Origin of the sequence: Oerskovia sp. NPDC060338 (assembly GCF_042726295.1) — a bacterium.
Lineage (GTDB): Bacteria > Actinomycetota > Actinomycetes > Actinomycetales > Cellulomonadaceae > Oerskovia > Oerskovia merdavium.
Genome location: NZ_JBHXCQ010000006.1, coordinates 103,732 through 127,831 on the forward strand (window position 1 = coordinate 103,732; position 24,100 = coordinate 127,831).

19 protein-coding genes are annotated in these 24,100 nt (G+C 73.3%); 11 read left to right on the forward strand and 8 right to left on the reverse strand.

Features of this window, described 5'->3' with window-relative positions; all coding sequences use genetic code 11:
- The first annotated feature begins 16 nt into the window (after nt 1–16).
- Genes ACFWGN_RS09220 through ACFWGN_RS09230 form a run of 3 tightly spaced genes read left to right on the forward strand, consistent with a single transcriptional unit; the run spans nt 17 to nt 4,433 of the window.
- Complete coding sequence (locus ACFWGN_RS09220; protein WP_377616600.1) at nt 17–517, forward strand: YbjN domain-containing protein; 501 nt, start codon at nt 17–19, stop codon at nt 515–517.
- Nucleotides 514–2,418, forward strand: a complete 1,905-nt coding sequence (locus tag ACFWGN_RS09225; RefSeq protein ID WP_377616601.1) for an HSP90 family protein — start codon at nt 514–516, stop codon at nt 2,416–2,418. The genes ACFWGN_RS09220 and ACFWGN_RS09225 overlap by 4 nt, the downstream gene beginning before the upstream one ends.
- On the forward strand, nt 2,415–4,433 hold the full coding sequence (locus ACFWGN_RS09230; protein WP_377616602.1) for a hypothetical protein: 2,019 nt from the start codon (nt 2,415–2,417) through the stop codon (nt 4,431–4,433). Before ACFWGN_RS09225 ends, ACFWGN_RS09230 begins: the two co-directional genes overlap by 4 nt.
- A gap of 25 nt (nt 4,434–4,458) precedes the next feature.
- Here the strand turns inward: ACFWGN_RS09230 and ACFWGN_RS09235 are convergent, their stop codons facing one another.
- Nucleotides 4,459–5,091 (reverse strand): hypothetical protein, encoded by a 633-nt coding sequence (locus ACFWGN_RS09235; protein ID WP_377616603.1) that lies wholly within the window; start codon nt 5,089–5,091, stop codon nt 4,459–4,461.
- Nucleotides 5,092–5,150: 59 nt separating this feature from the next.
- Between ACFWGN_RS09235 and ACFWGN_RS09240 the strand changes: the two genes are divergently transcribed.
- Entirely contained in the window at nt 5,151–5,813 is a 663-nt protein-coding gene (locus tag ACFWGN_RS09240) for a YbjN domain-containing protein (protein WP_377616604.1), read from the forward strand.
- On the forward strand, nt 5,810–6,313 hold the full coding sequence (locus ACFWGN_RS09245; RefSeq protein ID WP_191803956.1) for a YbjN domain-containing protein: 504 nt from the start codon (nt 5,810–5,812) through the stop codon (nt 6,311–6,313). The genes ACFWGN_RS09240 and ACFWGN_RS09245 overlap by 4 nt, the downstream gene beginning before the upstream one ends.
- 95 nt (nt 6,314–6,408) lie before the next feature.
- On the opposite strand, the gene miaB is transcribed toward ACFWGN_RS09245, so the two are convergent.
- The gene (miaB, locus tag ACFWGN_RS09250) at nt 6,409–8,082 is read right to left on the reverse strand and encodes a tRNA (N6-isopentenyl adenosine(37)-C2)-methylthiotransferase MiaB (RefSeq protein ID WP_377616605.1); all 1,674 of its coding nucleotides are present in this window, start codon (nt 8,080–8,082) and stop codon (nt 6,409–6,411) included.
- Between the two features lie 137 nt (nt 8,083–8,219).
- On the opposite strand from miaB, the gene ACFWGN_RS09255 reads away from it, so the two are divergent.
- The 4 genes from ACFWGN_RS09255 to ACFWGN_RS09270 all read left to right on the forward strand — a co-directional run bounded on the left by ACFWGN_RS09255 (nt 8,220) and on the right by ACFWGN_RS09270 (nt 11,834).
- Nucleotides 8,220–9,053, forward strand: coding sequence for an amino acid ABC transporter ATP-binding protein (locus ACFWGN_RS09255; RefSeq protein ID WP_191803952.1), 834 nt, complete (start codon nt 8,220–8,222; stop codon nt 9,051–9,053).
- Between the two features lie 200 nt (nt 9,054–9,253).
- Entirely contained in the window at nt 9,254–10,117 is an 864-nt protein-coding gene (locus tag ACFWGN_RS09260; RefSeq protein WP_191803950.1) for a glutamate ABC transporter substrate-binding protein, read from the forward strand.
- Nucleotides 10,118–10,239: 122 nt separating this feature from the next.
- On the forward strand, nt 10,240–10,929 hold the full coding sequence (locus ACFWGN_RS09265; protein ID WP_030150550.1) for an amino acid ABC transporter permease: 690 nt from the start codon (nt 10,240–10,242) through the stop codon (nt 10,927–10,929).
- Nucleotides 10,926–11,834: an amino acid ABC transporter permease gene (locus tag ACFWGN_RS09270; protein WP_377616606.1), complete on the forward strand. Its 909-nt coding sequence runs from the start codon at nt 10,926–10,928 to the stop codon at nt 11,832–11,834. The genes ACFWGN_RS09265 and ACFWGN_RS09270 overlap by 4 nt, the downstream gene beginning before the upstream one ends.
- Before the next feature lie 163 nt (nt 11,835–11,997).
- Here the strand turns inward: ACFWGN_RS09270 and ACFWGN_RS09275 are convergent, their stop codons facing one another.
- The 5 genes from ACFWGN_RS09275 to ACFWGN_RS09295 all read right to left on the reverse strand — a co-directional run bounded on the left by ACFWGN_RS09275 (nt 11,998) and on the right by ACFWGN_RS09295 (nt 17,669).
- A complete protein-coding gene (locus ACFWGN_RS09275) occupies nt 11,998–12,873 on the reverse strand; it encodes a regulatory protein RecX (RefSeq protein ID WP_377616607.1) in 876 nt (291 codons plus the stop codon).
- 23 nt (nt 12,874–12,896) lie between these two features.
- Entirely contained in the window at nt 12,897–13,985 is a 1,089-nt protein-coding gene (recA, locus tag ACFWGN_RS09280) for a recombinase RecA (RefSeq protein ID WP_377616608.1), read from the reverse strand.
- Nucleotides 13,986–14,251: 266 nt separating this feature from the next.
- Nucleotides 14,252–15,118, reverse strand: coding sequence for an MBL fold metallo-hydrolase (locus tag ACFWGN_RS09285; protein ID WP_377616609.1), 867 nt, complete (start codon nt 15,116–15,118; stop codon nt 14,252–14,254).
- Nucleotides 15,115–17,346 carry an alkaline phosphatase family protein gene (locus ACFWGN_RS09290; RefSeq protein WP_377616610.1) on the reverse strand — a complete coding sequence of 744 codons (2,232 nt, stop codon included), beginning with the start codon at nt 17,344–17,346 and terminating at the stop codon, nt 15,115–15,117. The genes ACFWGN_RS09285 and ACFWGN_RS09290 overlap by 4 nt, the downstream gene beginning before the upstream one ends.
- Nucleotides 17,347–17,435: 89 nt before the next feature.
- A complete protein-coding gene (locus tag ACFWGN_RS09295) occupies nt 17,436–17,669 on the reverse strand; it encodes a DUF3046 domain-containing protein (protein ID WP_377616611.1) in 234 nt (77 codons plus the stop codon).
- Between the two features lie 88 nt (nt 17,670–17,757).
- Here ACFWGN_RS09295 and ACFWGN_RS09300 point away from each other — a divergent pair, with 88 nt between their 5' ends.
- Nucleotides 17,758–22,821 (forward strand): DEAD/DEAH box helicase, encoded by a 5,064-nt coding sequence (locus ACFWGN_RS09300; RefSeq protein ID WP_377616612.1) that lies wholly within the window; start codon nt 17,758–17,760, stop codon nt 22,819–22,821.
- A gap of 18 nt (nt 22,822–22,839) precedes the next feature.
- Nucleotides 22,840–23,685, forward strand: coding sequence for a DNA-formamidopyrimidine glycosylase family protein (locus ACFWGN_RS09305; protein WP_377616613.1), 846 nt, complete (start codon nt 22,840–22,842; stop codon nt 23,683–23,685).
- A 3-nt stretch (nt 23,686–23,688) separates the two neighbouring features.
- On the opposite strand, the gene ACFWGN_RS09310 is transcribed toward ACFWGN_RS09305, so the two are convergent.
- Nucleotides 23,689–24,036, reverse strand: a complete 348-nt coding sequence (locus ACFWGN_RS09310; protein ID WP_056648772.1) for a helix-turn-helix domain-containing protein — start codon at nt 24,034–24,036, stop codon at nt 23,689–23,691.
- Nucleotides 24,037–24,100 lie beyond the last annotated feature (64 nt).

Consider the following 24,100-nt stretch of genomic DNA (forward strand, 5'->3'; position numbering starts at 1 on the left):
GACGAGGAATCGAGACATGAGCTTCTTCTCCAAGCCGGACGAGACCCTTCCCCCCGCGAACGCTCCGCTCTCGCGGGACCGCATCGAGGCGATCCTCACGAGCAAGGGCTGGAACTACGGCATCGACGACGACGGCGACCTGGGCGGCAGCTGGGACGGCAACGTCTTCTACTTCTTCGTGATGGGGACCAAGGACGAGATCCTTCAGGTCCGGGGCCGGTGGAGCCGCACGCTCTCGGCCGCCGACCAGACCCAGGTCGCGCTCCTGGCCAACGAGGTCAACCAGAGCAAGATCTGGCCCAAGGTGTACTCCCGCGTCGAGGGCGACGAGCTCGGCGTGTACGCCGAGGTCTCGACCGACCTCGAGTTCGGCGTGGCCGACGACCAGCTGGGACAGCTCGTCGAGTGCGGGCTGTTCTCCGGCCTGCAGTTCTTCGAGCAGCTCGACGAGCGCTTCCCCGCCCCGGACGCCGGGCCCACGGACGCGAACGTCTACGTCGAGGACCGCCCGCTTTGACGAGCACGTTCCAGGTCGACCTGCACGGGGTCGTCGACCTCCTGGCACGCCACCTGTACAGCAGCCCCCGCGTCTACCTGCGCGAGCTCCTGCAGAACGGCGTGGACGCGATCACCGCGCGGCGCGGCCTCGCGGGAGAGGACGCCCCGGCGACCGTCCGGCTCCGGCCGCTGCCCGACGGCGGGCTCGAGGTCGCCGACTCCGGGGTGGGCCTGACCCTCGCCGAGGCCGGCGAGCTGCTCGCCACGATCGGGCGCAGCTCCAAGCGTGACGTCGAGCTCGGCACGGGCCGCGAGGAGTTCCTCGGGCAGTTCGGGATCGGCCTCCTGTCCGCGTTCATGGTCGCGGACGAGATCGAGCTCACGTCCCGCTCGGCGCGCCGGCACGACGACGGGACCTGGCCCGCACCCGTGCGCTGGCGCGGGTTCGCGGACGGCAGCTACGAGCTCGCGGAGATCGGGCCCGACGACCCCGCCGCACCTGCCGAGCCCGGGAGCATCGTCCGCCTGCACCCGCGCCGCGACATGGAGCACTGGCTCGCCCCCGCGACCGTGACGGCCCTCGCCCAGGACTTCGGGTCGCTGCTCCCCGTGGACCTTCAGGTCGAGGTCCGCCTGGACCTGGACGCCGACGCACCGGGTTCGCCCGGGCACGAGGACGGAACCGGCACCGTCTGGCGCCGTCTGAGCGGCCACGAGCTGCCCTGGAAGGAGTCGCACGCCACGCCCGCCGAGCGTGACGCGGCCCTGACACGCTACGCCGAGCAGACGCTCGGCTTCACGCCGCTCGCCCGGATCGACCTGGACATCCCGGTCGCGGGCCTGAGCGGCGTCGCGTACGTCCTGCCCGCCGCAGTGTCGCCCACCACGCCCTCGAGCCATCGCGTGTACCTCAAGCGCATGCTCCTGGGGACCAAGGTCGACGACCTGCTGCCGCCCTGGGCGTTCTTCGTGCGGTGCGTGCTCGACGCCTCGGCGCTGCGCCCCACCGCGTCGCGCGAGGGGCTCTACGAGGACGAGGTGCTGCTCGCGACGCGTGAGGCCCTGGGTGCGCAGGTTCGTGCCTGGGCGCTGGCCGCGCTCGCCGAGGACTCCCCCGCCGGGCGCGCGTTCCTGCGGGTGCACCACCTCGCGGTCCGCGCCCTCGCGCTCCAGGACGACGACATGCTGGACCTCGCGGCCCGGGTGCTCCCGTTCGAGACGACCGAGGGCACGGGCACGCTCACGGACCTCCAGGCGGCGCTCCCCGAGGGCGCGCGCCTGCTGTGGACCCCCAGCGTCGAGGAGTTCCGGCGGGTCGCGCCGGTCGCCGCGGCGCAGGGGCTCGGGCTCGTCAACGGCGGGTACGTCTACGACGCGGACCTGCTCGAGCGCATCTCGCGCCGCTTTCCCCGGTGGCGGCTGTCGCCCGTGACGTCGAGCGACGTCGCACAGGCGCTCCTGGAGGTCGACCCGCTGCGCGAGCTCGAGATCGCCGGCTCGGTGCAGGCGATCGACGCCGCGCTCGCGCCGCAGGACTGCGAGGTGATCGTGCGTGCCTTCGAGCCCTCGGTGCTGCCCGCGATGCTCCTGCACGACCGCGACGGTGACCACGAGCGCGAGACCCGTGCGACCGTCGAGGCCGCGGACGACCTCTGGGGCCAGGTGCTCGCCGGGCTCTCGGGCCCCGCGCGCTCGCGTCAGCTCGTGCTCAACGACACCAACGGGACGGTCCGTTCCCTCCTGGCGACCACGGACCCGCAGGTCCGGGAGGCGGGAGCCCAGTCGCTCTACGTCACGGCCCTGCTCCTGTCCGGAAGACCTCTGCGGTCCTCCGAGGCGACGCTCATGAACGGCTCGCTCGCGGTCCTGCTCGACCGCGCGCTGCACCCTGGAACGCCCCCCCTGGAGGAGAACCGATGACCCGCTCGGTCCACGAGGCCAACGGGGCCCTGTCCCGCATCCGCGACCTGCCCTACGGGATCGCCCGGAGCACCGCGGCCGCCGCCGAGCTCGACGAGATCACGGCGAACGGTCCGGTCGAGGCCCGCGCCTACGCGCTGTTCGTCCTCGTCGAGTCCTACGTGTGGGGCAACGAGGTCACCAAGGCCTACCTGCCGTTCACCCAGCTCCTGCGCTGGTGGGACGAGCACCCCGAGCACTTCGACGAGCAGGACGCGCACTCGCTGTTCTGGTCGTTCAAGTGGATGGTCGGCAACCTCATGGACTTCCCGGCCGTCCCGGCCGCGCAGATCGACCGCACGCTCGACGACATGGAGCGCCGGTACGCGGTCGCGGGCAACGGCATGAACGCCGTGACCATGTCCCGCTTCCAGTGGGAGCGGTCGCGCGGGACGCAGGACGTCGCCGCCGCGTACGAGGCGTGGGTCGCCACGCCGCGCGACGACTTCTCCCAGTGCGAGGCCTGCGAGCCCGGCGACCGCGCTGCGTACCTGTTCGACGTGGGTCGCACCGACGAGGGGGTACGGCTCCTCGAGACCGTGCTCGCGGGGTCGCCCGAGTGCGCCACGGAACCGGGCGACATGCTCTCCCACCTCCAGCTCGCCTACCTCGAGCAGGGGCAGGCGGACAAGGCCGCGACCACGCACCGTCGGGGACTGCGACACCTCGACAACGGCGTCGCGATGACCGGTCCGCAGGGGCGTCACATCGAGTTCCTGGCCCGGACGGGCAACGGCGAGCGAGCGCTCGGTCGCCTCGAGGAGCAGCAGGACAGCCTGCTGACCGCCGACTCCCCGCGAGACCGGTGGTCGTTCCTGCTCAGCGTCGGGACCGCGACCGCGCTCCTCGCGGTCGAGCACGGTGACCGGAGCCTCGCGCTGCGCGAGGTCCCGGCGTCGACGGTCGCGGGGCTCGACGCGTGGATCAGGTCCCAGGCCCTCGAGCTCGCCGCGGCGTTCGACGCGCGCAACGGGACGGACGCCGCGACGCGGCGGACCGAGAAGGTCTGGGCGCGCGCTGCGACCGTCCTGCCCGTGAGCCTGAGCGTGCTGGCGGCACCTTCGGGCAGGGTGTCGCCGGCCGCCGGAGCGACCGGCGGCACCGTGCCCGACGACCTCGCCCCGGCGCGCGTCACGGAACCCGGGCCCGGCGCCGCACCGACCGCGACAGCCCCGACGTCCCACCCTGGAGGAGGGCCCACGGGCCCCGAGCTCGTCGCCCGTGCGACCGAGGCAGCGGCGACGGACCCGGCGTCCGCGGCGCTGCTGTACCAGGAGGCCTCGTCGACGTTCGAGGCCCGGGGTCTGCCGGCCGACGCCGGCTTCGCCCTGGCCGAGGCCGCGCAGATCGCTGCGCTCGAGCAGGACCTGGAAGGGGCGCTGAGCGCGTTCCCTCGCGCCGTGGCCCTGCTGCGCGCGGGCGGGGTGGCACCAGAGTTCAGGGGCCAGGTCGCGCGCGCCTTCGCCCGGCTCTCGGCCCGCGCAGGGGACCCGCTCGCGGGCCTGGTCACGGTCGAGAAGGAGCTCGCGGACCTGGGCGGCCCCTGCGGCGCCGCGGGCAGCGCGCACAGCGCCGAACAGGATGCCCCGGACCGCCCGGATGACGAGCCCGCGTCCCGCGCGGACCTCCGGTCCCGCGAGCGCCGTGAGCTCTCGGACACCCGGGCCCGGCTGCTCGCCTCGTCGGGCGATCATGCGCAGGCGTCAGCCGCAGCGGAGGCCGTCGCCGAGGAGTACGCCCGGGCCGGTGACCTCTCGGGCGCCGCGCACGCGTTCTGGCTCGCCGGGACCACACGGGCTGCGGCGGGCGATCCGGAGGGCGCCGTCGACGTGCTCGAGTCGGCGGTCGACGGCTTCCGGCTCGCGCGCGACCAGCAGTCGCGGGCGAGCGTGGGCAACGAGCTCGTCGCGATCCTGCACGGCCTGGGTCGCGAGGACGCAGCCGCACAGGTCGCGGCGACGCTGAGCGACCGCTAGCGGTCGCGCCCGGCCGGTCGGTGGGTCACCGACCGGCCGGCGCCCCGGCGAATCTCACGACCTCGTACGCGCGCTGCTCGTACTCCCCCACCGAACGCTCGACGACCTGCTCGAACGAGTCGCCCAGGGCGCCGAGCATCTCGTGCTCGACCCCTCCGGCCGCACCGGCCGCACCGGCCGGGGCCGCCGCCGGTCCACCCGGGTGAGCGGCGCCGTCGGGCGCGGCGCTCGTCACCACCACGAGACCCGTGCCTGGTTCCTCCCCGAGCACGCGGACCAGCCGCCCAGGCTCGCCCGTGGGACGAGCGTCGAGCTCGACGACCTCGACCGGTCCCCGCCAGCCCGCAGCCGCGAGCGCCAGCAGCCCGACCGACGCGGGCAACCCGGCGGCGGGCAGCTCTTCCGCGCCCGGGGCGGGCGCCCATCCCCACCAGCGGGGCTCGACGCCGACCGCCTCGAGCGCAGGACGCAGCTCGCCCCGGCGTCCAGGCGCGCCTCGGGGCGCGGGCGCCACCACGACCACCCGGTCCACGTGCGCGACGAGGTCCCGGAGCGCACCGAGCACGTGCTCGCGCGTGTCCGCGAGCACCACGGCACTCCCGGCGACGCCGGGGACGAGGAGGGGGGTTCCAGGCAGGGCGACGGCACGGACGATCACGCGCGCCACGCTACCGCGCGAGCAGGACGATCCGCGCCGGGCGCGGGTAGGGTGGGCACATGAGGTTCTTCGGCGGCAGACGGGGACAGCATTCCGGGAGAGGGGACCGCCCCGAGCCCGGGGACGGGTCGGGGCACGGCGGCGACGGCGGCCCGGACGAGAGCAGCCCCGTTGCACCAGACGGTGCGGGCGCCCCCTCGCTCGACGACGCGGCGCTCCACGCCTCGGTCGAGAGCCTCCTGCTCCGCGAGCTCGGCGGCACCATGATCGCCGACATCGACCACGACCAGATCCCCACGCCCCTGCGGCGAGGGCGCGTGCTCGAGTGGATCGCCGACGCCGGGTACAGCTACTTCATCGACGCCGAGGACGACGTCGGCGGGCTGTGGCACGGACGGCTCTTCTACTTCCTGCTCTTCGGCACGCACCAGGAGATCCTGCAGGTACGCGGCCAGTGGAACAGGGACATCACGATCGAGCGCCTCGAGGAGATCCTCGAGTTCTGCAACGAGTGGAACGCCGACCGCATCTGGCCCAAGGCCTACACGCGTGTGCGCGACAACGGCATGGTCCACGTCTTCACCGAGGTCACGGTGGACCTCGAGCACGGCGTCAACGACGACCAGCTCGACCAGCTGCTTCAGTGCGGCCTGTCGACCGGGTCCATGTTCTTCGACGCGCTCGACGAGTTCTACCCGGACCCGGCGAGGTCGGCACCATGAGTCCCGCCCCCCGCACCAGCTGGCTCGCGCGCCTGTTCGGCAACCACCGGCCCAAGCCCGTGGACGACGTGGCGATCGACGTCGAGCTCCCCACCCCCCTGTCGACCCGACGCATCGGCGACTACCTCTCGCGGCGCGGCTACCACTTCCGCATCGACGACGACGGCGACGTCACCGGGACCTGGGACGGCAACCGGTTCTGGTTCCTGCTGCTCGGCGAGCACCAGGAGATCCTCCAGGTCCGTGGACGCTGGTCGACGACCCTGCCCGTGACGTCCCGGCTCGCTGTCCTCCAGGCCGTCAACGACTGGAACCGCGAGCGCATCTGGCCCAAGGTCTACGTCCGCGAGGAGAGCCAGGGGCTGGCGCTGTACGCCGAGGTCTCGGTCGACCTCGAACGGGGCGCGACCGACGACCAGCTCGGCCAGGTCGTCTCGTGCGGGCTCGGGACCGCGGTCCAGCTGTTCAACACGATCGGCGGCCAGCTCCCGCCGGTGTGAGCGGGGCTCCTGTGGGGGGCGCGGTCGGCCCCGGCAGAGGGCCCGGGCGCGCCGGCCCGTCCGAAGGACGAGTCGGGCGCCCGCCCAGGATCGACTCAGGGACGACGCAGGCTCGGCAGTCCCAGGCTGACCGGACCACCTGCGGCCGGTGCACCGTGCGAGTGCCCGTGGTCGTCGCCGCCGCCCAGACGCGTCTTCTCGCGGGCGACCCAGGCGTCACCCGCGCGCGTGCGGCGGACCGAGTAGGTGCCGGTCCCGCCGGCCCCCGTGACGCCGGCCACGGCCGAGTCGGCGACCAGGTGGTACGGCGCGGACCGCGTCACCTCGACGGTCACCATGTCCCCGGGTCGGGGCAGGCGAGGGTCCAGGCCGTCGGCCAGGCGCGGGTCGTCGGCCAGGACGTCACCGTCACCGCGACCGGCCATGAGGGTGACGACGTCGTCGGGCACGGCCAGGTGCACCAGACGGTTGTCCGCCGCACGTCCCGTCAACCGGTGCGTGGCGCCGTCCTTGCGCCCCGACCCCTCGGTCACGAGCACCTCGACCGTGCGCCCGACCTGGCGCGCGGACTCCTCGGCGCTGACCCGGTCCTGGAGGGCCTGGAGCCGCTCGTAGCGCTCCTGGACGACCTCCTTGGGCAGCTGGTCCGGCAACGTCGCGGCGGGGGTCCCCGGGCGCTGGGAGTACTGGAACGTGAAGGCCGACGAGAACCGGGAGGCCTCGACGACGCGCAGCGTCTCGGCGAAGTCCTCCTCGGTCTCGCCCGGGAAGCCCACGATGAGGTCCGTCGTGATCGACGCGTCGGGCATGGCCTCGCGCACGCGGTCGAGGATCCCGAGGAACTTCTCCGAGCGGTAGGAGCGGCGCATGGCCCGCAGGACGCGGTCCGAGCCGGCCTGGAGCGGCATGTGCAGCTGGGGCATGACGTTGGGCGTCTCGGTCATGGCCGCGATCACGTCGTCGGTGAAGGCCGCAGGGTGCGGGGACGTGAAGCGCACCCGCTCGAGGCCCTCGATCTCACCGCACGCGCGCAGCAGCTTGGCGAACGCCCCACGGTCGCCGAACTCGACGCCGTAGCTGTTGACGTTCTGACCCAGCAGGGTCACCTCGATCGCACCCTGCTCGACGAGCGCCTGGACCTCGGCCAGGACCTGCCCCGGGCGCCGGTCACGCTCCTTGCCGCGCAGGTGCGGCACGATGCAGAACGTGCACGTGTTGTTGCAGCCGACGCTGATCGACACCCAGCCCGCGTAGACCGACTCGCGCTTGGTCGGCAGCGTCGACGGGAAGACCTGGAGCGACTCGGCGATCTCGACCTGCGCGGCCTCGTTGTGCCGTGCACGCTCGAGGAGCACGGGCAGGGCGTCGAGGTTGTGCGTGCCGAACACCACGTCGACCCAGGGAGCCTTCTCGACGATGCCCGACCGGTCCTTCTGCGCGAGGCAGCCCCCGACCGCGATCTGCATGCCGGGGCGCTTGGCCTTGATCGACGCGAGCTGGCCGAGGTTCCCGTACAGGCGCGTCGCGGCGTTCTCACGGACCGCGCACGTGTTGATGACGACGACGTCGGCGCGGTGCGCGGCCTCGTCGGCGGCCTCCGCGCGGGTGTAGCCGGCCTGCTCGAGCATGCCGGCCATGTGCTCGGAGTCGTGCACGTTCATCTGGCAGCCCAGCGTGCGGACCATGTAGGTGCGCGGCGCGGCCCCCGCAGGTGCGTCGGAGGGACCCGCGGCGGGGCTGTCTTCGGGGCGGAGGGCGGTGGAGAACATCACCGTCAAGGGTACGGCGCCGCACCCGCCCCACCGAAACGCGCGTTCCCCACGAGCCGGGCATCTGTTGCCCTTCTGTTGCCGAACTGTTGCCGGAAACAGTGGCGTGCGCAACAAATCCCCCCTAGGTTCATGAAATGGACGCGCAACCGAACACCCCGAGCGACGCTCCCGACGCGTCGCCCACTTCCTCCCTGCCCGCGCCCGCCGGGACCTCCCGTGACGACGAGCTCGGTGCCCCGCTCGTCGAGCTGCGCGGGGTGAACAAGCACTTCGGGGACCTCCACGTCCTCAAGGACGTCGACCTGACGGTGCGACGCGGTGAGGTCCTCGTCGTGATCGGCCCCTCGGGCTCGGGGAAGTCCACGCTCTGCCGGGCCATCAACCGGCTCGAGACCATCGACACGGGCACCATCGCGATCGACGGCGAGCCGCTCCCCGAGGAGGGCAAGGCCCTGGCCCGGCTCCGGTCGGACGTCGGGATGGTCTTCCAGTCGTTCAACCTCTTCGCCCACAAGACGATCCTCGACAACGTGACGCTCGGCCCGCTCAAGGTCCGGCGCATGAAGTCCGCGGACGCCAAGAAGGAGGCGCTGGCCCTGCTCGACCGCGTCGGGATCGGGAACCAGGCCGACAAGATGCCCGCCCAGCTCTCGGGCGGGCAGCAGCAGCGCGTGGCGATCGCCCGGGCGCTGGCCATGCACCCCAAGGTCATGCTCTTCGACGAGCCCACCTCGGCCCTGGACCCGGAGATGATCAACGAGGTCCTCGACGTCATGGTCGCACTGGCCAAGGAGGGCATGACCATGATCGTCGTGACCCACGAGATGGGCTTCGCGCGCAAGGCGGCGCACCGCGTCGTCTTCATGGCGGACGGCCAGATCGTCGAGGAGGCCCCGCCCGAGGAGTTCTTCACGAACCCCCAGAGCCACCGCGCCCAGGACTTCCTGTCCAAGATCCTGACGCACTGACCGCACGTCCGACACCAGCACACCGCCCCCGACCAGCACCTCCCCCCGCAGCACAGCACGCCCCACGGGTCCCGGCCTCGACGAAGAGCCCGGCGACCACCTGCAAGAACCGACAGCTCGACCGGCCACGAACCAGCCGGGCGGAGCGGGTGACCACCAGGTCCCCCGTGACGGCTCGGCACGACGAAGGGGAAGACACCATGCGAGCACGCACCAGAACCGGAGGGCTCCTCGCCCTCACCGCAGCCACCGCCCTGATCCTCGGCGCCTGCAGCGGCGGCACCGACGACTCGGGCGGTGAGACCGACGCCGCCACGACCGGTGGCGGCGGCGAGAAGATCACGATCGGCATCAAGTTCGACCAGCCGGGCCTCGGCTTCAAGGAGGGCGACACCTACACGGGGTTCGACACCGACGTCGCCCGCTACGTCGCCGAGAAGCTGGGCTACTCGGAGGACCAGATCGAGTGGAAGGAAGCACCGTCCGCCCAGCGCGAGACGCTGCTGAGCACCGACCAGGTCGACATGATCTTCGCGACGTACTCGATCACCGACAAGCGCAAGGAGACCGTCGCGTTCGCCGGTCCGTACTTCGTCGCCGGGCAGGACCTGCTCGTCGCCGAGGACAACACCGACATCAAGGGCCCTGAGGACCTCGAGGGCAAGAACCTCTGCTCGGTCACGGGATCCACGTCCGCGCAGCGCATCAAGGACGAGTACGCCGCCGGGGTCCAGCTCCTCGAGCAGCCCGGCTACGCCGAGTGCGTCACGGCCCTGCTCTCGGGCCAGGTCGACGCGGTCACCACGGACGACATCATCCTGGCCGGCCTCGCTGCCCAGCCTGCGAACAAGGGCAAGGTCAAGGTCGTCGGGGCGCCGTTCTCGACCGAGCGCTACGGCGTCGGGATCCCGCAGAGCAGCGACAAGTGCGAGGACATCAACGCCGCGATCACCGAGATGATCGAGGACGGGTCGTGGGAGGAGGCCATCACGACCAACACCGAGGGCACCGGGTACACCCCGAACGCCTCGGAGAACCCGCCGACGCCGGACGCCTGCGCCTGACAGGTCCGCTGCTGCGCCGGGTGAGCGCGTGCCCTCCGGGGGACGCGCCCGCCCGGCGCAGCACCCGTCCCGGTCCGGTCTCGTGCAGCGTCCGCGCTGCACCTCGTGAAGGGTGACCCGTCGTGGGTGACTACCTCTCTCAGTTCCTGCGGCTCTTCGAGTCGTACGACGTCCTGGGCGCGTTCTGGGTCAACATCCAGCTCACGTTCTGGGCGGCGATCCTGGCGCTCGTCATCGGCACGGTGCTCGCGCTCATGCGGATCTCGCCGATCCCGAGCCTGCAGTGGGCCGGCGCCACGTACGTCACGCTGTTCCGCAACACGCCGCTGACGATCATCATGGTGTTCCTGACCCTCGGGGTCTGGGGCCAGCTCAAGATCCAGCTCGCCGACGACTTCCCGTCCAACTTCTTCCGCTTCGCGGTGCTGGGCCTCGCGGTCTACCACGCGGCGTTCGTGTGCGAGGCGATCCGCTCCGGGGTCAACACGGTGCCGATCGGCCAGGCCGAGGCGGCCCGCGCGATCGGCCTCTCGTTCCTGCCGGCGGCGCGGATCGTGATCCTCCCGCAGGCCTTCCGCGGTTCGGTGGCCCCGCTCGGCAACGTGCTCATCGCCCTCATCAAGAACTCGACCGTCGCCGCCGCGGCCGGCGTCGCGACGGAGACCTCCAGCCTCATGAAGACCATGATCGAGTTCGACTCCGACGTCATCATCGCGATCTTCCTGACCTTCGCGATCGGCTACGTGATCCTCGTGATCCCGGTCGGGCTCGCGACGACCGCGCTCTCGCGCCGTCTGGCGGTGAAGCGATGACCGCCCAGCAGCAGACGGTCCTGTTCGACGCCCCCGGGCCGCGCGGCCGCCGCAACATCTTGGTCGGCAACGTCGTCGGGGCGATCGTGGTCGCGGGGATCGCGACCTACGCCCTGGTGCTGCTGGGCCGCGAGGGCCAGCTCACCGCGGAGAAGTGGCAGCCGATCTTCACGGCCGATGCCTGGGAGAACTTCTATCTCCCCGGTCTGCTCGACACCCTGCGCGCGGCCGGCGTCGCGATCGTCGGGGCGATCGTGTTCGGTCTGCTCTTCGGCATCGGGCGCCTGTCGGCGGTCAGGGCCGTGCGCTGGCTCTCGGGCCTGGTCGTCGAGTTCTTCCGGGCGGTCCCGGTCCTGCTCATGATGATCTTCTTCTGGCTCTTCCTGGCCCAGCTCAAGGTGCCCGACGCCCCGTTCATGGCGGTCGTGATCGCCCTGATCCTGTACAACGGGTCGGTGGTCGCCGAGCTGGTCCGCTCGGGGGTCTACGGGCTGCCGAAGGGGCAGCACGAGGCCGCGCTGGCCGTGGGCCTCACGCGCGGTCAGTCGCTCCGGTCGGTCGAGGTGCCCCAGGCCCTCATCGCGATGCTCCCGGCGCTGGTCTCCCAGCTCGTCGTGGTCCTCAAGGACACCGCGCTCGGATACATCATCACGTACACCGAGCTCCTCCAGGAGTCGCGTCGCCTGGGTTCCGCCTACGGCAACATCCTGCAGTCGCTGCTGGTCGCGGCGATCCTGTTCATCACGATCAACTACGTGCTCTCGAAGGTCGCCGAGATCCTGGCGCGTCGGCTGCGGGGTCGGACGGCGGGCCCGGTCCGGGCTGCGACCCCCGGTCTGGCGGTCGGGGCGCGGGGGGCCGCTCCGGTGGGCGCGGCTCCGGCCGCACCACCTGCCCCGAAGTGACCAGCACGTAGGTCCGCGCGAGGCAGCCGTCCTGGTCGTCACGGACCGGGACGGCTGCGTCGCGCCAGGGGCACGCCGGATCGGCGCGGACGTCGGAACGAACAGCGGCGCTCGTCCCGCCTCCGCGGGAGGTAGGCGGGGGTCCGACGGGCGACGCTCGTCCTCAGAGGTCGTCGAACCCGCCGTAGGGCTCGTCGTCCGCCTCGTCCCCCTCACGCGCCAGCTCTTCGCGGACCAGCGCGAACGCGAGCCCCGGGCTGTACCCCTTGCGGGCGAGCATCCCGACGACGCGCCGGGTCCGCACCTCGCGGTCGAGGCCCGCCGTCCTGGCCAGGCGTCGGCGGACGAGGTCGCGGGCCGCGTCGTTCTCGTCGTCGTCGTCGACTTGGTCGAGCGCGCCTGCTGCGGTCTCGTCGTCGATGCCCTTGCGTCGCAGCTCGTGCGCGATGGCCCGACGGGACAGCCCTCGCTCGCCGTGGCGGGTACGGACGATCATCCCGGCGTACTCGGCGTCGTCGACCAGGCCGACCGCCTCGAAGCGTTCGAGGAGGGGTTCGAGGACCGCCGGCGGGTATCCCTTGCGCGTCATGGCGTCCATGAGCTGACGTCGGCTCTTGGGTGCGGCCGTGAGCGTCCGCAGGATCGCCTCGCGGGCGTGCTCGGTGAGCTCGGCCCCTGCCAGCGCACCCGACTCCACGCGGTCGGCGATCGTGGGGCGCGGCTTGCGTTCCTTGCGTTCGCCCGAGTACTCGCGACGCCGGGTCGAGCCGGATCCTCGGCTCGAGGAGCGCTCCCCGAACCCGCTGCTGCCGGAGCTGCTGCTCTTGCCACCGGACCGGCCTCCGCCCAGCCCGGACGCACCGAACCCGGACGTCCCCCGGTCCTGCCTCCCGCGGCTCGGGGCACTGCCTCCGCGTACGGCGGTCTCCACCCGGTCCGGGACGCCCCCTGCTGCGTCGGGGACGTCCCCCGTCGTGCCAGGGGCACTGATGGGCGCGTCCCCCTCCTCTCCGGGAAGGGGACGCGCCCACTCGGGCATCCGGTCCAGCGGGTCGTCGATGATCAGAGGACGGCCTTCTTGCCCTTACCGGCCGGGGCCGCTGCAGGGGTGACCGGAGCACCGGCCGCTACCGCGTCCGCAGGGGCGTCGACCGTGGCACCGACGCCGAGCTTCTCCTTGATGCGCTTCTCGAGCTCGTTGGCGAGGTCCGGGTTGTCGCGCAGGAAGCCGCGCGCGTTCTCCTTGCCCTGGCCCAGCTGGTCGCCGCCGTAGGTGAACCACGACCCGGACTTGCGCACGAACCCGTGCTCGACGCCCATGTCGATGAGCCCACCCTCGCGCGAGATGCCGACGCCGTACAGGATGTCGAACTCGGCCTGCTTGAAGGGCGGGGCCATCTTGTTCTTGACCACCTTGACGCGCGTACGGTTGCCGACCGCGTCGGTGCCCTCCTTGAGGGTCTCGATGCGGCGGATGTCCATGCGCACCGAGGCGTAGAACTTCAGGGCCTTGCCACCCGTCGTCGTCTCGGGGGACCCGAACATGACACCGATCTTCTCGCGGAGCTGGTTGATGAAGATCGCGGTGGTGCCCGACTGGCTCAGGGCGCCCGTGAGCTTGCGCAGCGCCTGGGACATGAGGCGCGCCTGGAGACCGACGTGGCTGTCACCCATCTCACCCTCGATCTCGGCCTTGGGAACGAGGGCCGCGACCGAGTCGATGACGATGATGTCGATGGCACCCGAGCGGATCAGCATGTCCGTGATCTCGAGAGCCTGCTCCCCCGTGTCCGGCTGCGAGACGAGCAGCGCGTCGGTGTCCACGCCCAGCTTCTTCGCGTACTCGGGGTCCAGGGCGTGCTCGGCGTCGATGAACGCCGCGATTCCGCCGGCGCGCTGGGCGCTGGCCACGGCGTGGAGCGCGACGGTCGTCTTTCCGCTGGACTCGGGGCCGTAGATCTCCACGACACGACCGCGCGGGAGGCCGCCGATGCCGAGTGCGATGTCCAGGGCGATCGACCCCGTGGGGATGACCTCGACCGGCGCGCGTCCCTCGTCACCGAGGCGCATCACCGATCCCTTGCCGAAGTTGCGGTCGATCTGTGCGAGGGCGGCTTCGAGCGCCTTCTCGCGGTCTGCGGGTGCGGGCATGTCGGTCACCTTTGCGTGCGGGGCACGGAACCGTGCCGAAGTATGTGCGAGGCCGAGGGCCTCAGGAAGCCTGTGTCGTGTCCCGACGGTACGTGCCGCCACTGACACTCGTCGTCCCCCCTGCCCTGCCTGTGGACGACGGGCGGTCGGCTCGTGCTGTGCACAACTCTACCCGAACACCTGTTCGAGAGAAGGTCCCGTACGGCGTGTCGTCGAGCACGCCGACGCGCCGGGAGCGGCCTGCACGGGCAGCTCGCCCGAGCGCCTCAGCCCTCCCACGACTCGCCGGGCCGCAGCACGACGGCCCGGGTCTCGGGCGCCCACCGGCGCACCGCGGCCGCGAACGCCTCCCCGGCATGGTCCATCCATCCGCGCGGCAGGTTCTGCCCGCCCGGCGCGTGCAGCGTCCCCCAGTGGACCGGGATCGCGACCCGCACCCCGACCGCCGCGCACACGCGCGCCGCCTCGGCCGGCCCCAGGTGCCCGCCCGACAGCCGCGGTCCCCAGCCCGCCACGGGCACCAGGGCGACGTCGACCGGCCCGCCCGCGAGCGCCGGCAGGTGCACCATGCCGGGGTAGGCCTCGGTGTCACCGAGCGCCCAGAGCGTCCAACCGTCCGACTGCACGAGGTGCCCCACCGCGGCGTTGGGCCGGTGCGGCATGGGCCGGTGCCCGTGCACCGCGGGCGTGAGGTGGACGCGGACGAACGCTCCGACGTCGTGCCAGGAGCCGTGCTCCTCCGCCGACCCGGGGACCCGCGGACGCCCCGGGACGGGGCCCGCGAGCGGTCGCTCGTCGCGCTCGGGGCCAGCGCCGAGCCCCACCCCGTCGAGCCCCTTGGAGCGCAGCCAGCGCGCGTTCGCGGGCGCCGTGAGGACGGGTACGTCCCCCAGCAGCCGCAACGACCCCAGCTCGGCGTGGTCGTGGTGCAGGTGCGAGAGCAGGACCGCGTCGGCACCCCGCCAGACCTCGGCGGGCCGCACGCCGCGCCTGCGCAGCAGGCCCGCGTGCCGCTTCAGCAGGGGGTCGGTGACGATCCGCACACGGCCGTCGGGCGTCGCGACGTCGAGCACCGCGCTCGAGTGCCCGAGCCACGTGACCCGCAGCCCCGGGGCCACCCGGTCGCCGGTCATCCCCTCACCCCCAGCTCCTCGAGCCAGCGCACGAGCTCGTGGTGCACGGACTCGGCTCCCACCAGCATGCGCGCTCCGCCCACGTCCTCGCGCGCCCCGTCAGACACCCGCAGGCTCGCGGGGTGCAGCAGGATCGCCTCGTTCTGCGCGCCGCCCAGCCCGCCGTGCGAGCCCACGAGCCCCTCGAACGCGTGGACCAGCCCCGCGTCGTCGACGCTCGAGACCAGGAGCAGGTCGCCCGCGTGCTCGAGCGAGGCCGCCCGCAGGAGGTCGGGCGCGGCGCGCGGTCCGTACGCCACGAGCGGGTCCTCGCCGTAGACCAGACCCGAGACCAGGTGGCGGCTGCCCGCCGGGCCGTACGCGACGACGTCGGGCACCTCGCCCAGCGCGGGCCTGCTCTCCTGCACGACGACGACCCCCACGGCCGGGTTCGCGACCAGGCCCGGCAGGAGCGCGGGCCACCGCGCCCGGATCTCGTCACCCACGAGCCGCGCCGGGGAGCGCGGGAACCACACGAGGCCGAGGTTCCCCGAGCCGACGACGGCGACCTCGGGCAGCTCGCCCGTGTCCGTCGTCGCGCCGTCGCGGTCCGGTCCGACCAGCACGCGCCCACCCTGCGCGACCTTGCCGTCGCGCTCCCCCGGGCCGCTCCGCGCTCCCCTGTCGCGTCCGAGCGCGTTGAGCGCGGTGTTGACCGCTCCCCACGCCTCGGAGTCCGCAGCCGAGGCCGAGCGCACCCCGGACGCCCGACGGCGACGCTCGCCCGGGGAGGGCCGGACCGCCATGAGCCGGCGCACCTCGTCGAGGAACGGACGACCCACGACCTGCTCGAACGTCGCGCCGAGAGACTGTCCGTGGTCGGAAAGCACCACGACCTCGTAGCGACGGGGCGCCGCCGCGGCGACCTGCTCGAGCAGCCCGACCACCCGGTCCAGGCCCTCGAGCGACCGCATGGCCTCGGGGCGCAGCGGGCCCGCGTGGTGCGCGATCTCGTCGTAGTCGACGAGGTCCACGAAGACCACGGGTGCGCCGCGCACGAGCTGTTCCGCGACGAGCGAGGTGTTGAGGTCACGCAGGACGACGTTCGAGACGGCCCGCAGGACCGGGTAGGCACCGAGGCGCGACACGCGGGGCTCGACGTCGCGGACGGCCTGCTGCCACCCCTGGTAGAGCTCCTTGAAGAACTCGCCCACCGTGCCCACGAGCGCCCGGACCAGCACGAACGGGCTCGAGAAGAAGTGGACGAACACCTGCCCCGGCCCCAGTCCTGCGCGGGCCCTGCTCATGACGAGCAGGTTCGTCTCCGCGTCTCCCGAGAACATCGTCGAGACCGCGACCCCTCCGCCCGCGAGCAGCCCGCGGCCGTCGCTCATCGAGGCCTCGACCCGGGCCGCGTCGGCCGGATGGTTGGTCACCACGAGTCGTCCTTGCTCCCGGTCCCACCACCGGAAGGCCGGCACGTGCTCGCTCGCGCCGTGCAGGAGCCCGGCCTGGCTCGCGGGAGTGGTCGACGGGACGCGCGCCCACCACGTCTCGAGGTCGTGCGTGCCGTCGCTGATCCAGCGCGCGAGGTTCGGCGCCAGGCCCGCCTGGACGGCGTGGTCGAACGTCGAGCGTGCGACACCGTCGAGCTGGACGACCAGGAGGCCCGCGGGACGTGACCCGGGGGTGGTGGTCGGCGAGCTGTCCGACGCGCCGGACGCGCCGGGCGGGCCGGGCGGGCCGGGCGGGCCGGGCGGTCCGTCGAGCGTGCTCGCTGCACTTCCCGACGTCGACCGCGCGGCCCGGCGGGCGGCCGTGCGCTGCGCCCGGCGGGCACGTCGCAGCAGGTCGTCGATCACGTACTCGTTGTCGCTCGCACCGATCGCCCACCGACCGATCGCCATGAAGAGCGCTGCCAGGACGAGCACCGCCACGACGCTGCCCCAGTCGTCGGTCTCGAAGCCCGGCAGGTACGTGAGCGCGAGCCACGCCACGAGCACCTGGCCCGCGAGCCCCGAGACCAGTGCCCCGACGACGCCCGCACGCCCCGCGACCACTCGCCACAGGGGCCGCAGGACCGCGTCGCCGACACCCACGACGAACGCCGCGAGGAAGACCGACCACCACGACGTGATCCGCACGCCCGGCACGATCCAGATCGCGAGCCCCAGCCCGGCGGTCGTCGACACCAGCGACCAGAGGGCTCCCGTCAGGTCGTGCACGGAGAACGGGAGCCGATGCCACATGGGTGCCATGATGCCGCGCGCGGTCGGCGGGCGCGCGGGCGGCGCCGGACGGCACTCGGCCGCACACCCGTCCACCCCGCACCGAGCACCTAGCGCGCGGGCGGCGCCTGGCGATGCTTGTCGGTACCCCACCGTTGCGCGTCCGGCAGCTCCATCGCGTCGCACAGCGCGTGCCACACGTACCGCGGCTCGACGCCGTCCTCGAGCGCCTGGACCGCCGTACGGTCGTCCAGGGCGTTGAGCACCTGGTCCCGGGTCAGGGCGCGACCGTAGGCCGATCCGAAGACCTCGTCCACCAGCTGCCAGAACTCTCGATACCGCACGGGGACAGCCTGCCACGTCTCGGTGGCCCCGCCTGACGGGGTTCCACGGCGGGGAGCGTTTGTGGGTGGCAGCGCCCACAATGGCGAGGTGACGTCACCCGACCCGCTCGCCGGCTTCAGCGCCCCGACCCGCGCATGGTTCGAGGGCGCGTTCGAGCGCCCCACGGCCGCGCAGGCGGGCGCCTGGGAGGCGATCGGCAGCGACCGGCACGCGCTGGTCGTGGCCCCGACGGGCTCGGGCAAGACCCTCGCGGCGTTCCTGTGGTCGCTCGACCGGCTGCTCACGCGCCCCGACGAGCAGCCACCGGGTGGACCCGCGCCAGGGCCGGGCGACGACCGCGCGCAGCGCTGCAGGATCCTCTACGTCTCGCCCCTCAAGGCGCTGGCCGCGGACGTCGAGCGCAACCTGCGCTCGCCGCTCGCGGGCATCCGGCAGGCCGCCGTGCGGCTCGGCACCACGGTCCCGGACGTCGTGGTCGGCACCCGCACGGGCGACACTCCCGCGAGCGAGCGGCGGCGCTTCGGCGTCGCACCGCCGGACATCCTCATCACGACCCCCGAGTCCTTGTTCCTCGTCCTGACGTCGCAGGCGCGTGCGGGGCTGGCCGGTGTGCAGACCGTCATCATCGACGAGATCCATGCCGTGGCCGGGACCAAGCGCGGGGCGCACCTCGCGGTCTCGCTCGAGCGGCTCGACGCCCTGCTTCCCGTGCCCGCGCAGCGCGTGGGCCTGTCGGCGACGGTCCGCCCGGTCGAGGCCGTCGCGACCTTCCTCGCGGGGCACCGCCGGCCGGACGACCAGGGGCGCGAGGTCGTCGTCGTGCAGCCTCCCTCGGAGAAGAAGATCGAGGTCGACATCGTCGTCCCCGTCCCGGACCTCTCCGACCTGCGCAGCGTGCCCGGGCCCGGCGGGAGCGCCGGGCCGGAGGGCCTCCCTCCCCTGCCCGACGGCGAGCCCGACCTCTCGGGCCCGGCCACCGGTCGGCCTCCGCGCCCTTCGGTGTGGCCGCACGTCGAGGAGCGCGTCGTGGACCTCGTGGCCGAGCACCGCTCGACCCTGGTCTTCACCAACTCCCGGCGCGGCGCCGAACGGCTCACGGCCCGCATGAACGAGGTCTGGGCCGAGCGTCAGGGCGAGGACGTGCCGGACGTCGGTACGCTCCAGCCCGCGCAGGTACTGGCCCAGTCGGGCGCGAGCGCAGGCACCGAGCCCGTGATCGCGCGGGCCCACCACGGCTCCATGAGCCGTGCCGAGCGCACCCGCACCGAGACCGAGCTCAAGGACGGGCGGCTTCCCGCGGTCGTCGCGACGTCCTCGCTCGAGCTCGGCATCGACATGGGCGCGGTGGACCTGGTGGTCCAGGTCGGGGCGCCACCGTCGGTCGCGAGCGGGCTCCAGCGCATCGGGCGTGCGGGGCACCAGGTGGGCGCGGTGTCCCACGGCGTGGTGTTCCCCACCTTCCGGGGCGACCTGGTGCCCTCGGCCGTGATCGCGGACCGCATGCGCACCGGGCAGATCGAGCACCTGCACGTGCTGTCGAACCCGCTCGACGTCCTCGCGCAGCAGGTCGTCGCCATGGTCGCGCTCGACGACTGGACCGTCGCGGAGCTCGCGGCCTTCGTCCGACGCAGCGCACCGTACGGTGCCCTCGGCGACGCGACGCTGCACGCCGTGCTGGACATGCTCGCGGGCCGCTACCCCAGCGAGGACTTCGGCGAGCTGCGCGCACGGATCGTGTGGGACCGGACGACGGGCGTGCTCAGCGGGCGACCCGGGGCGCTCCGGCTCGCGGTCACGAGCGGCGGGACCATCCCGGACCGCGGCCTGTACGGGGTGTTCCTCGCCACGGACCCCTCCACGACGGCAGGACCCGAGGACACGGCGGGCGTGCTCGGCGACGCACCCGGGGGCGCCGCGACGGGAGCGCGGGCCCGGGGTGGTCGGCGGGTGGGCGAGCTCGACGAGGAGATGGTCTACGAGTCGCGCGTCGGCGACACGTTCACGCTCGGTTCGAGCACGTGGCGCATCGAGGACATCACCCCGGACCGTGTCCTGGTGACTCCCGCGCCGGGCGCCCCCGGACGCCTGCCGTTCTGGAAGGGCGACTCCCCCGGTCGCCCCGCCGAGCTCGGCCGGGCCGTGGGCGCCTGGGTGCGCGAGCTCGAGTCGCTCGCGGCGGCGGACGGCCCGCTCACCGAGCGCCTGCGCGACGCGGGGCTCGACGCCTGGGCGACCGACAACCTCGTCGCCTACCTCGCCGACCAGCGCGAGGCCACGGGTCGCGTCCCGGACGACCGGACGGTCGTCGTCGAGCGGTTCCGCGACGAGCTGGGCGACTGGCGCGTCGTCATCCACTCGCCCTACGGCGCCAAGGTCCACGCGCCGTGGGCGCTGGTCCTGGGCGCGAGGCTGCGCGACCGCTACGGGCTCGACGCCGCGGCCATGCACTCCGACGACGGGATCGTGCTGCGGCTCCCGGACCTGGGAGACGGCGGATGGGGCGAGGAGCCCGGCGGCACTGCCGGGACCACCGGCTCGCCCGTCGTGACGGCCGAGGACCTGCTGCTCGCCCCCGAGGAGGTGCTCGACGAGGTCCGTGCCGAGCTCGGCGGCTCCATCATGTTCGCCGCGCGCTTCCGTGAGGCGGCGGCCCGCGCCCTGCTGCTCCCCCGGCGCCGCCCCGACAAGCGTCAGCCGCTGTGGCAGCAGCGCCAGCGCTCGGCCCAGCTGCTCTCGGTCGCGAGCGAGTACCCCGAGTTCCCCATCGTCCTGGAGGCCGCGCGCGAGTGCCTCCAGGACGACTTCGACGTCGCGGCGCTGACCGAGCTCATGAGGGACCTGACGGCGGGCCGGGTCCGGCTGGTCGACGTCACGACCCCGACCCCGTCCCCCTTCGCCCAGTCCCTCCTGTTCGGTTACACGGCCCAGTTCCTGTACGACGGCGACGCGCCCCTCGCCGAGCGCCGCGCGGCCGCGCTCTCGCTCGACCCGACGCTCCTGGCCGAGCTCCTGGGCACCGAGGGCGGGGCCTCGCAGCTCGCGGACCTGCTGGACCCGGAGTCGGTCGAACGGACCGAGGCCGAGCTCGGCGCGCTGGTCCCGGGCCGCCAGGCGCGGCACGCGGAGGACGTGTGGGACCTGCTGCGCAGGCTCGGCCCGCTCCCTGCCGTGGAGGTCGCGCGGCGCACGCGCGAGGAGGTACGCGAGGAGGTGCCCGCGTGGCTCACGGGCCTCGAAGGGGCGCGCCGGGTGATCCAGGTGCGTCTGGCCGGGGTGCCCGACGCCGACGCACAGCAGTGGGCCGTGGTCGAGGACGCCGGGCGGCTGCGGGACGCGCTGGGGGTCGCCCTGCCCACCGGCATCCCCGAGGTCTTCACCGAACCGGTCCCCGACCCGCTGGGCGACCTCGTGCGGCGTCACGCCCGCACCCACGGACCGTTCGGGGCACACGAGGTCGCGGCGCGGTACGGGATCGGCGTGGCGGTCGCCACGGGCGTGCTGAGGAGGCTCGAGGCCGCACGGGTGCTGGTGTGCGGCCGCCTGCGCCCCGAGTCCCTCGGGGGGACGGGCGAGGAGTGGTGCGACGCCGAGGTGCTGCGGACGCTGCGGCGCCGGTCGCTCGCGGCGCTGCGCGCCGAGGTCGAGCCGGTCGCTCCCGAGGCCCTGGGCGTGTTCCTGCCGCGCTGGCACGGGATCGGCACGCTGCGGGGCACCGACGGGCTGCTGCGGGTCGTCGAGCAGCTCTCGGGGGCCGCGGTCCCGGCTTCGGCGCTCGAGACCCTGGTGCTGCCCTCCCGGGTCACCGACTACTCCCCCGCGCTGCTCGACGAGCTGACCACCACGGGCGAGGTCCTGTGGTGCGGGCACTCGTCGTTGCCCGGCGGCAAGGACGGGCTCGTGAGCCTCCACCTCGCCGACGCGGCCCCGCTGACGCTCCCCGACGTGACGCCCCTCGAGGAGGACGGCCCGCTCGACACCGACCTGCACCGGGCGGTCGTCGACCTGCTGACGGGCTCGGGCGGCTTCTTCCTCCCACGCATCGCCGAGCTCGCGGAAGCCTCGCAGGCAGCGACCCTGGAAGTCCTGTGGGACCTGGTGTGGGCGGGCTGGGTCACCAACGACGGGCTCGGGGCACTGCGCAGCCGTCTCGGCCCGGGAGGCGGCGCGCACCGCGCACCACGCGCTCCGGTCCGTGCCCGCCCCCTGGCCCGCGGCCGCTTCGCCTCGCTCGGAGCAGGGTCGATGGCCGCCGCCCGCGGCGAGTCCGACCTGCGTGGCGGCTCGGGCAGATGGTCAGCTCTTCCCCTGCGTGAACCCGACCCCACCCGGCGCACGCACGCCCTGACGAGGGTCCTGCTGGACCGTCACGGCGTGCTGACCCGCGGAGCAGCCCCCTCCGAGGGAGTCACGAACTACTTCCGCGGCGTCTACCGCGTCCTGTCGGAGCTGGAGACCACGGGCACCGTCCGGCGCGGCTACTTCGTCGAGCACCTCGGCGGCTCACAGTTCGCGCTGCCGGGGGCCGTCGACCAGCTCCGCACCGACGCCCAGGACCGTGAGCACGCCGCCGAGTCGGCGGGGCGCCGCGAGCTCTCGGCCCTGCTCCTGGCCGCGACCGACCCTGCCAACCCGTACGGCGCGGCCCTTCCCTGGCCCGAGCCCCGGGTACCGCACGAGCCGGGAGGCGGGGCGCCCGTCGGTCTCGGGGTGCGGAGCGGGTCGGCACCGGGAGGCCTGTCGGAGGTGCGCACGTCGGCAAGCGCGACCACGGGGTCCGCGACGGCCCTCGCGCTCGCACCGGGCACCGAGCCCGCCCGGACCACGCCCCGCGCGACGCATCGCCCCGGGCGCAAGGTGGGCTCCGTCGTCGTGCTCGCAGGCGGCGACCTGGTCCTGTACGTCGAGCGCGGCGGTCGTTCCCTCCTCTCGTTCGGCGACGACTCCGAGACCTCCGCGCGCCGCCTCGCGCTGGCGTGCGCCGAGCTCGCACGCGCCTCGCGCGCCGGGCTGCTCGGCAAGATGGTCATCGGACGGATCGACGGGATCGACGCCCTCGCCGGCGCGGGCAGCACCGCGTCGCGCGCCTTCGGGGTGACCGCCGCGCTCATGGAAGCGGGCTTCCGCCCCACCCCGCGGGGCCTGCGCGCATGACCGGTCGAGGAGCTACCGATGCCCGAGGGTGACGTGGTCAAGGTGACGGCGGACCGCCTCGACACAGCACTGCGCGGCCGGGTCCTCGAACGGGCCGACCTCCGATGGCCGAGCGCGGGCGGGGTCGACCTCACCGGTCGGACCGTCGTCGAGGTCAGGCCGTACGCCAAGCACCTCCTGACCCGAATCGACGACGGGACGACCCTGCACACCCACCTGCGGATGGAGGGACAGTGGCGCGTCGCCCGCACAGGGACGGGCGGAGCCGTCGCACGTGGGACGGACGTCCGGGCAGTCCTCGCGAACGAGGTCTGGACGTGCGTCGGCGAACGGCTCGGCATGCTCGACCTGGTCCGCACCCGTGACGAGCACGTCCTGCTCGGGCACCTGGGTCCCGACGTCCTCGCGGACGACTTCCTCAGCGCCCCGGACTCCGGCGTCCTGCTCGCGCTCGCCCGCCTGCGCGATGCGGCAGCGACGGGTGGGTTCCCGGCGCAGGCGACCGCGGGCGGACCTCCAGGTCGCGTCGCCCGAGGACTGCCCCTCGCCGACGCCCTGCTGGACCAGCGCGGGGTCGCGGGCCTCGGCACCATCTACACGGCCGAGAGCCTGTTCGCCCAGGGGATGTGGCCGTGGACCCAGGTGTCCGACGTCTCCGACCGCGACCTGGAGGCGCTCCTGCGGACCGCGCGGGGCCAGATGCTCCGCAGCGTCGCGGAGGGCGTGGGGACCGTGCGACGACACGTCCACGGCAGAGCACGACGGGCGTGCCACCGATGTGGCACGCCCGTCGCTGTCGCCCGGGCGAACGAGGCGCCGTTCGAGCGACCGATCTTCTACTGTCCGAGCTGTCAGAAGCCCTGAGGCTCAGCCGACCGGCTGAAGGTCCTCGCGCATGCGCCGCGCGCTCTCTGCAGCCGCTCCGCGACCCATGAGCGTGACGGCGAAGTCTGCGGGGATCGTGTCCGGGATCATCAGACCCTCGGCCACGGCGACCCGGTCGCTGACCTCGCGCAGCACCAACGACATGGGGATGTCGAGGGCTTCGCAGATGGAGCCCAGGAGCTCGGACGACGCTTCCTTCTGGCCGCGCTCGACCTCGCTGAGGTACCCCAGGGAGACGCGTGCAGCCGAGGACACCTCTCGCAGGGTGCGGCCCTGTCGCTGGCGAGCGTCTCGCAGCACGTCCCCGATCTCTCGACGAAGAACAATCATCTGGCGGCCCCCTTCCGTGTCCCGTGCGACCGTCGGAGCCTGCCTCGCTCCGGTGGTGGTTCGC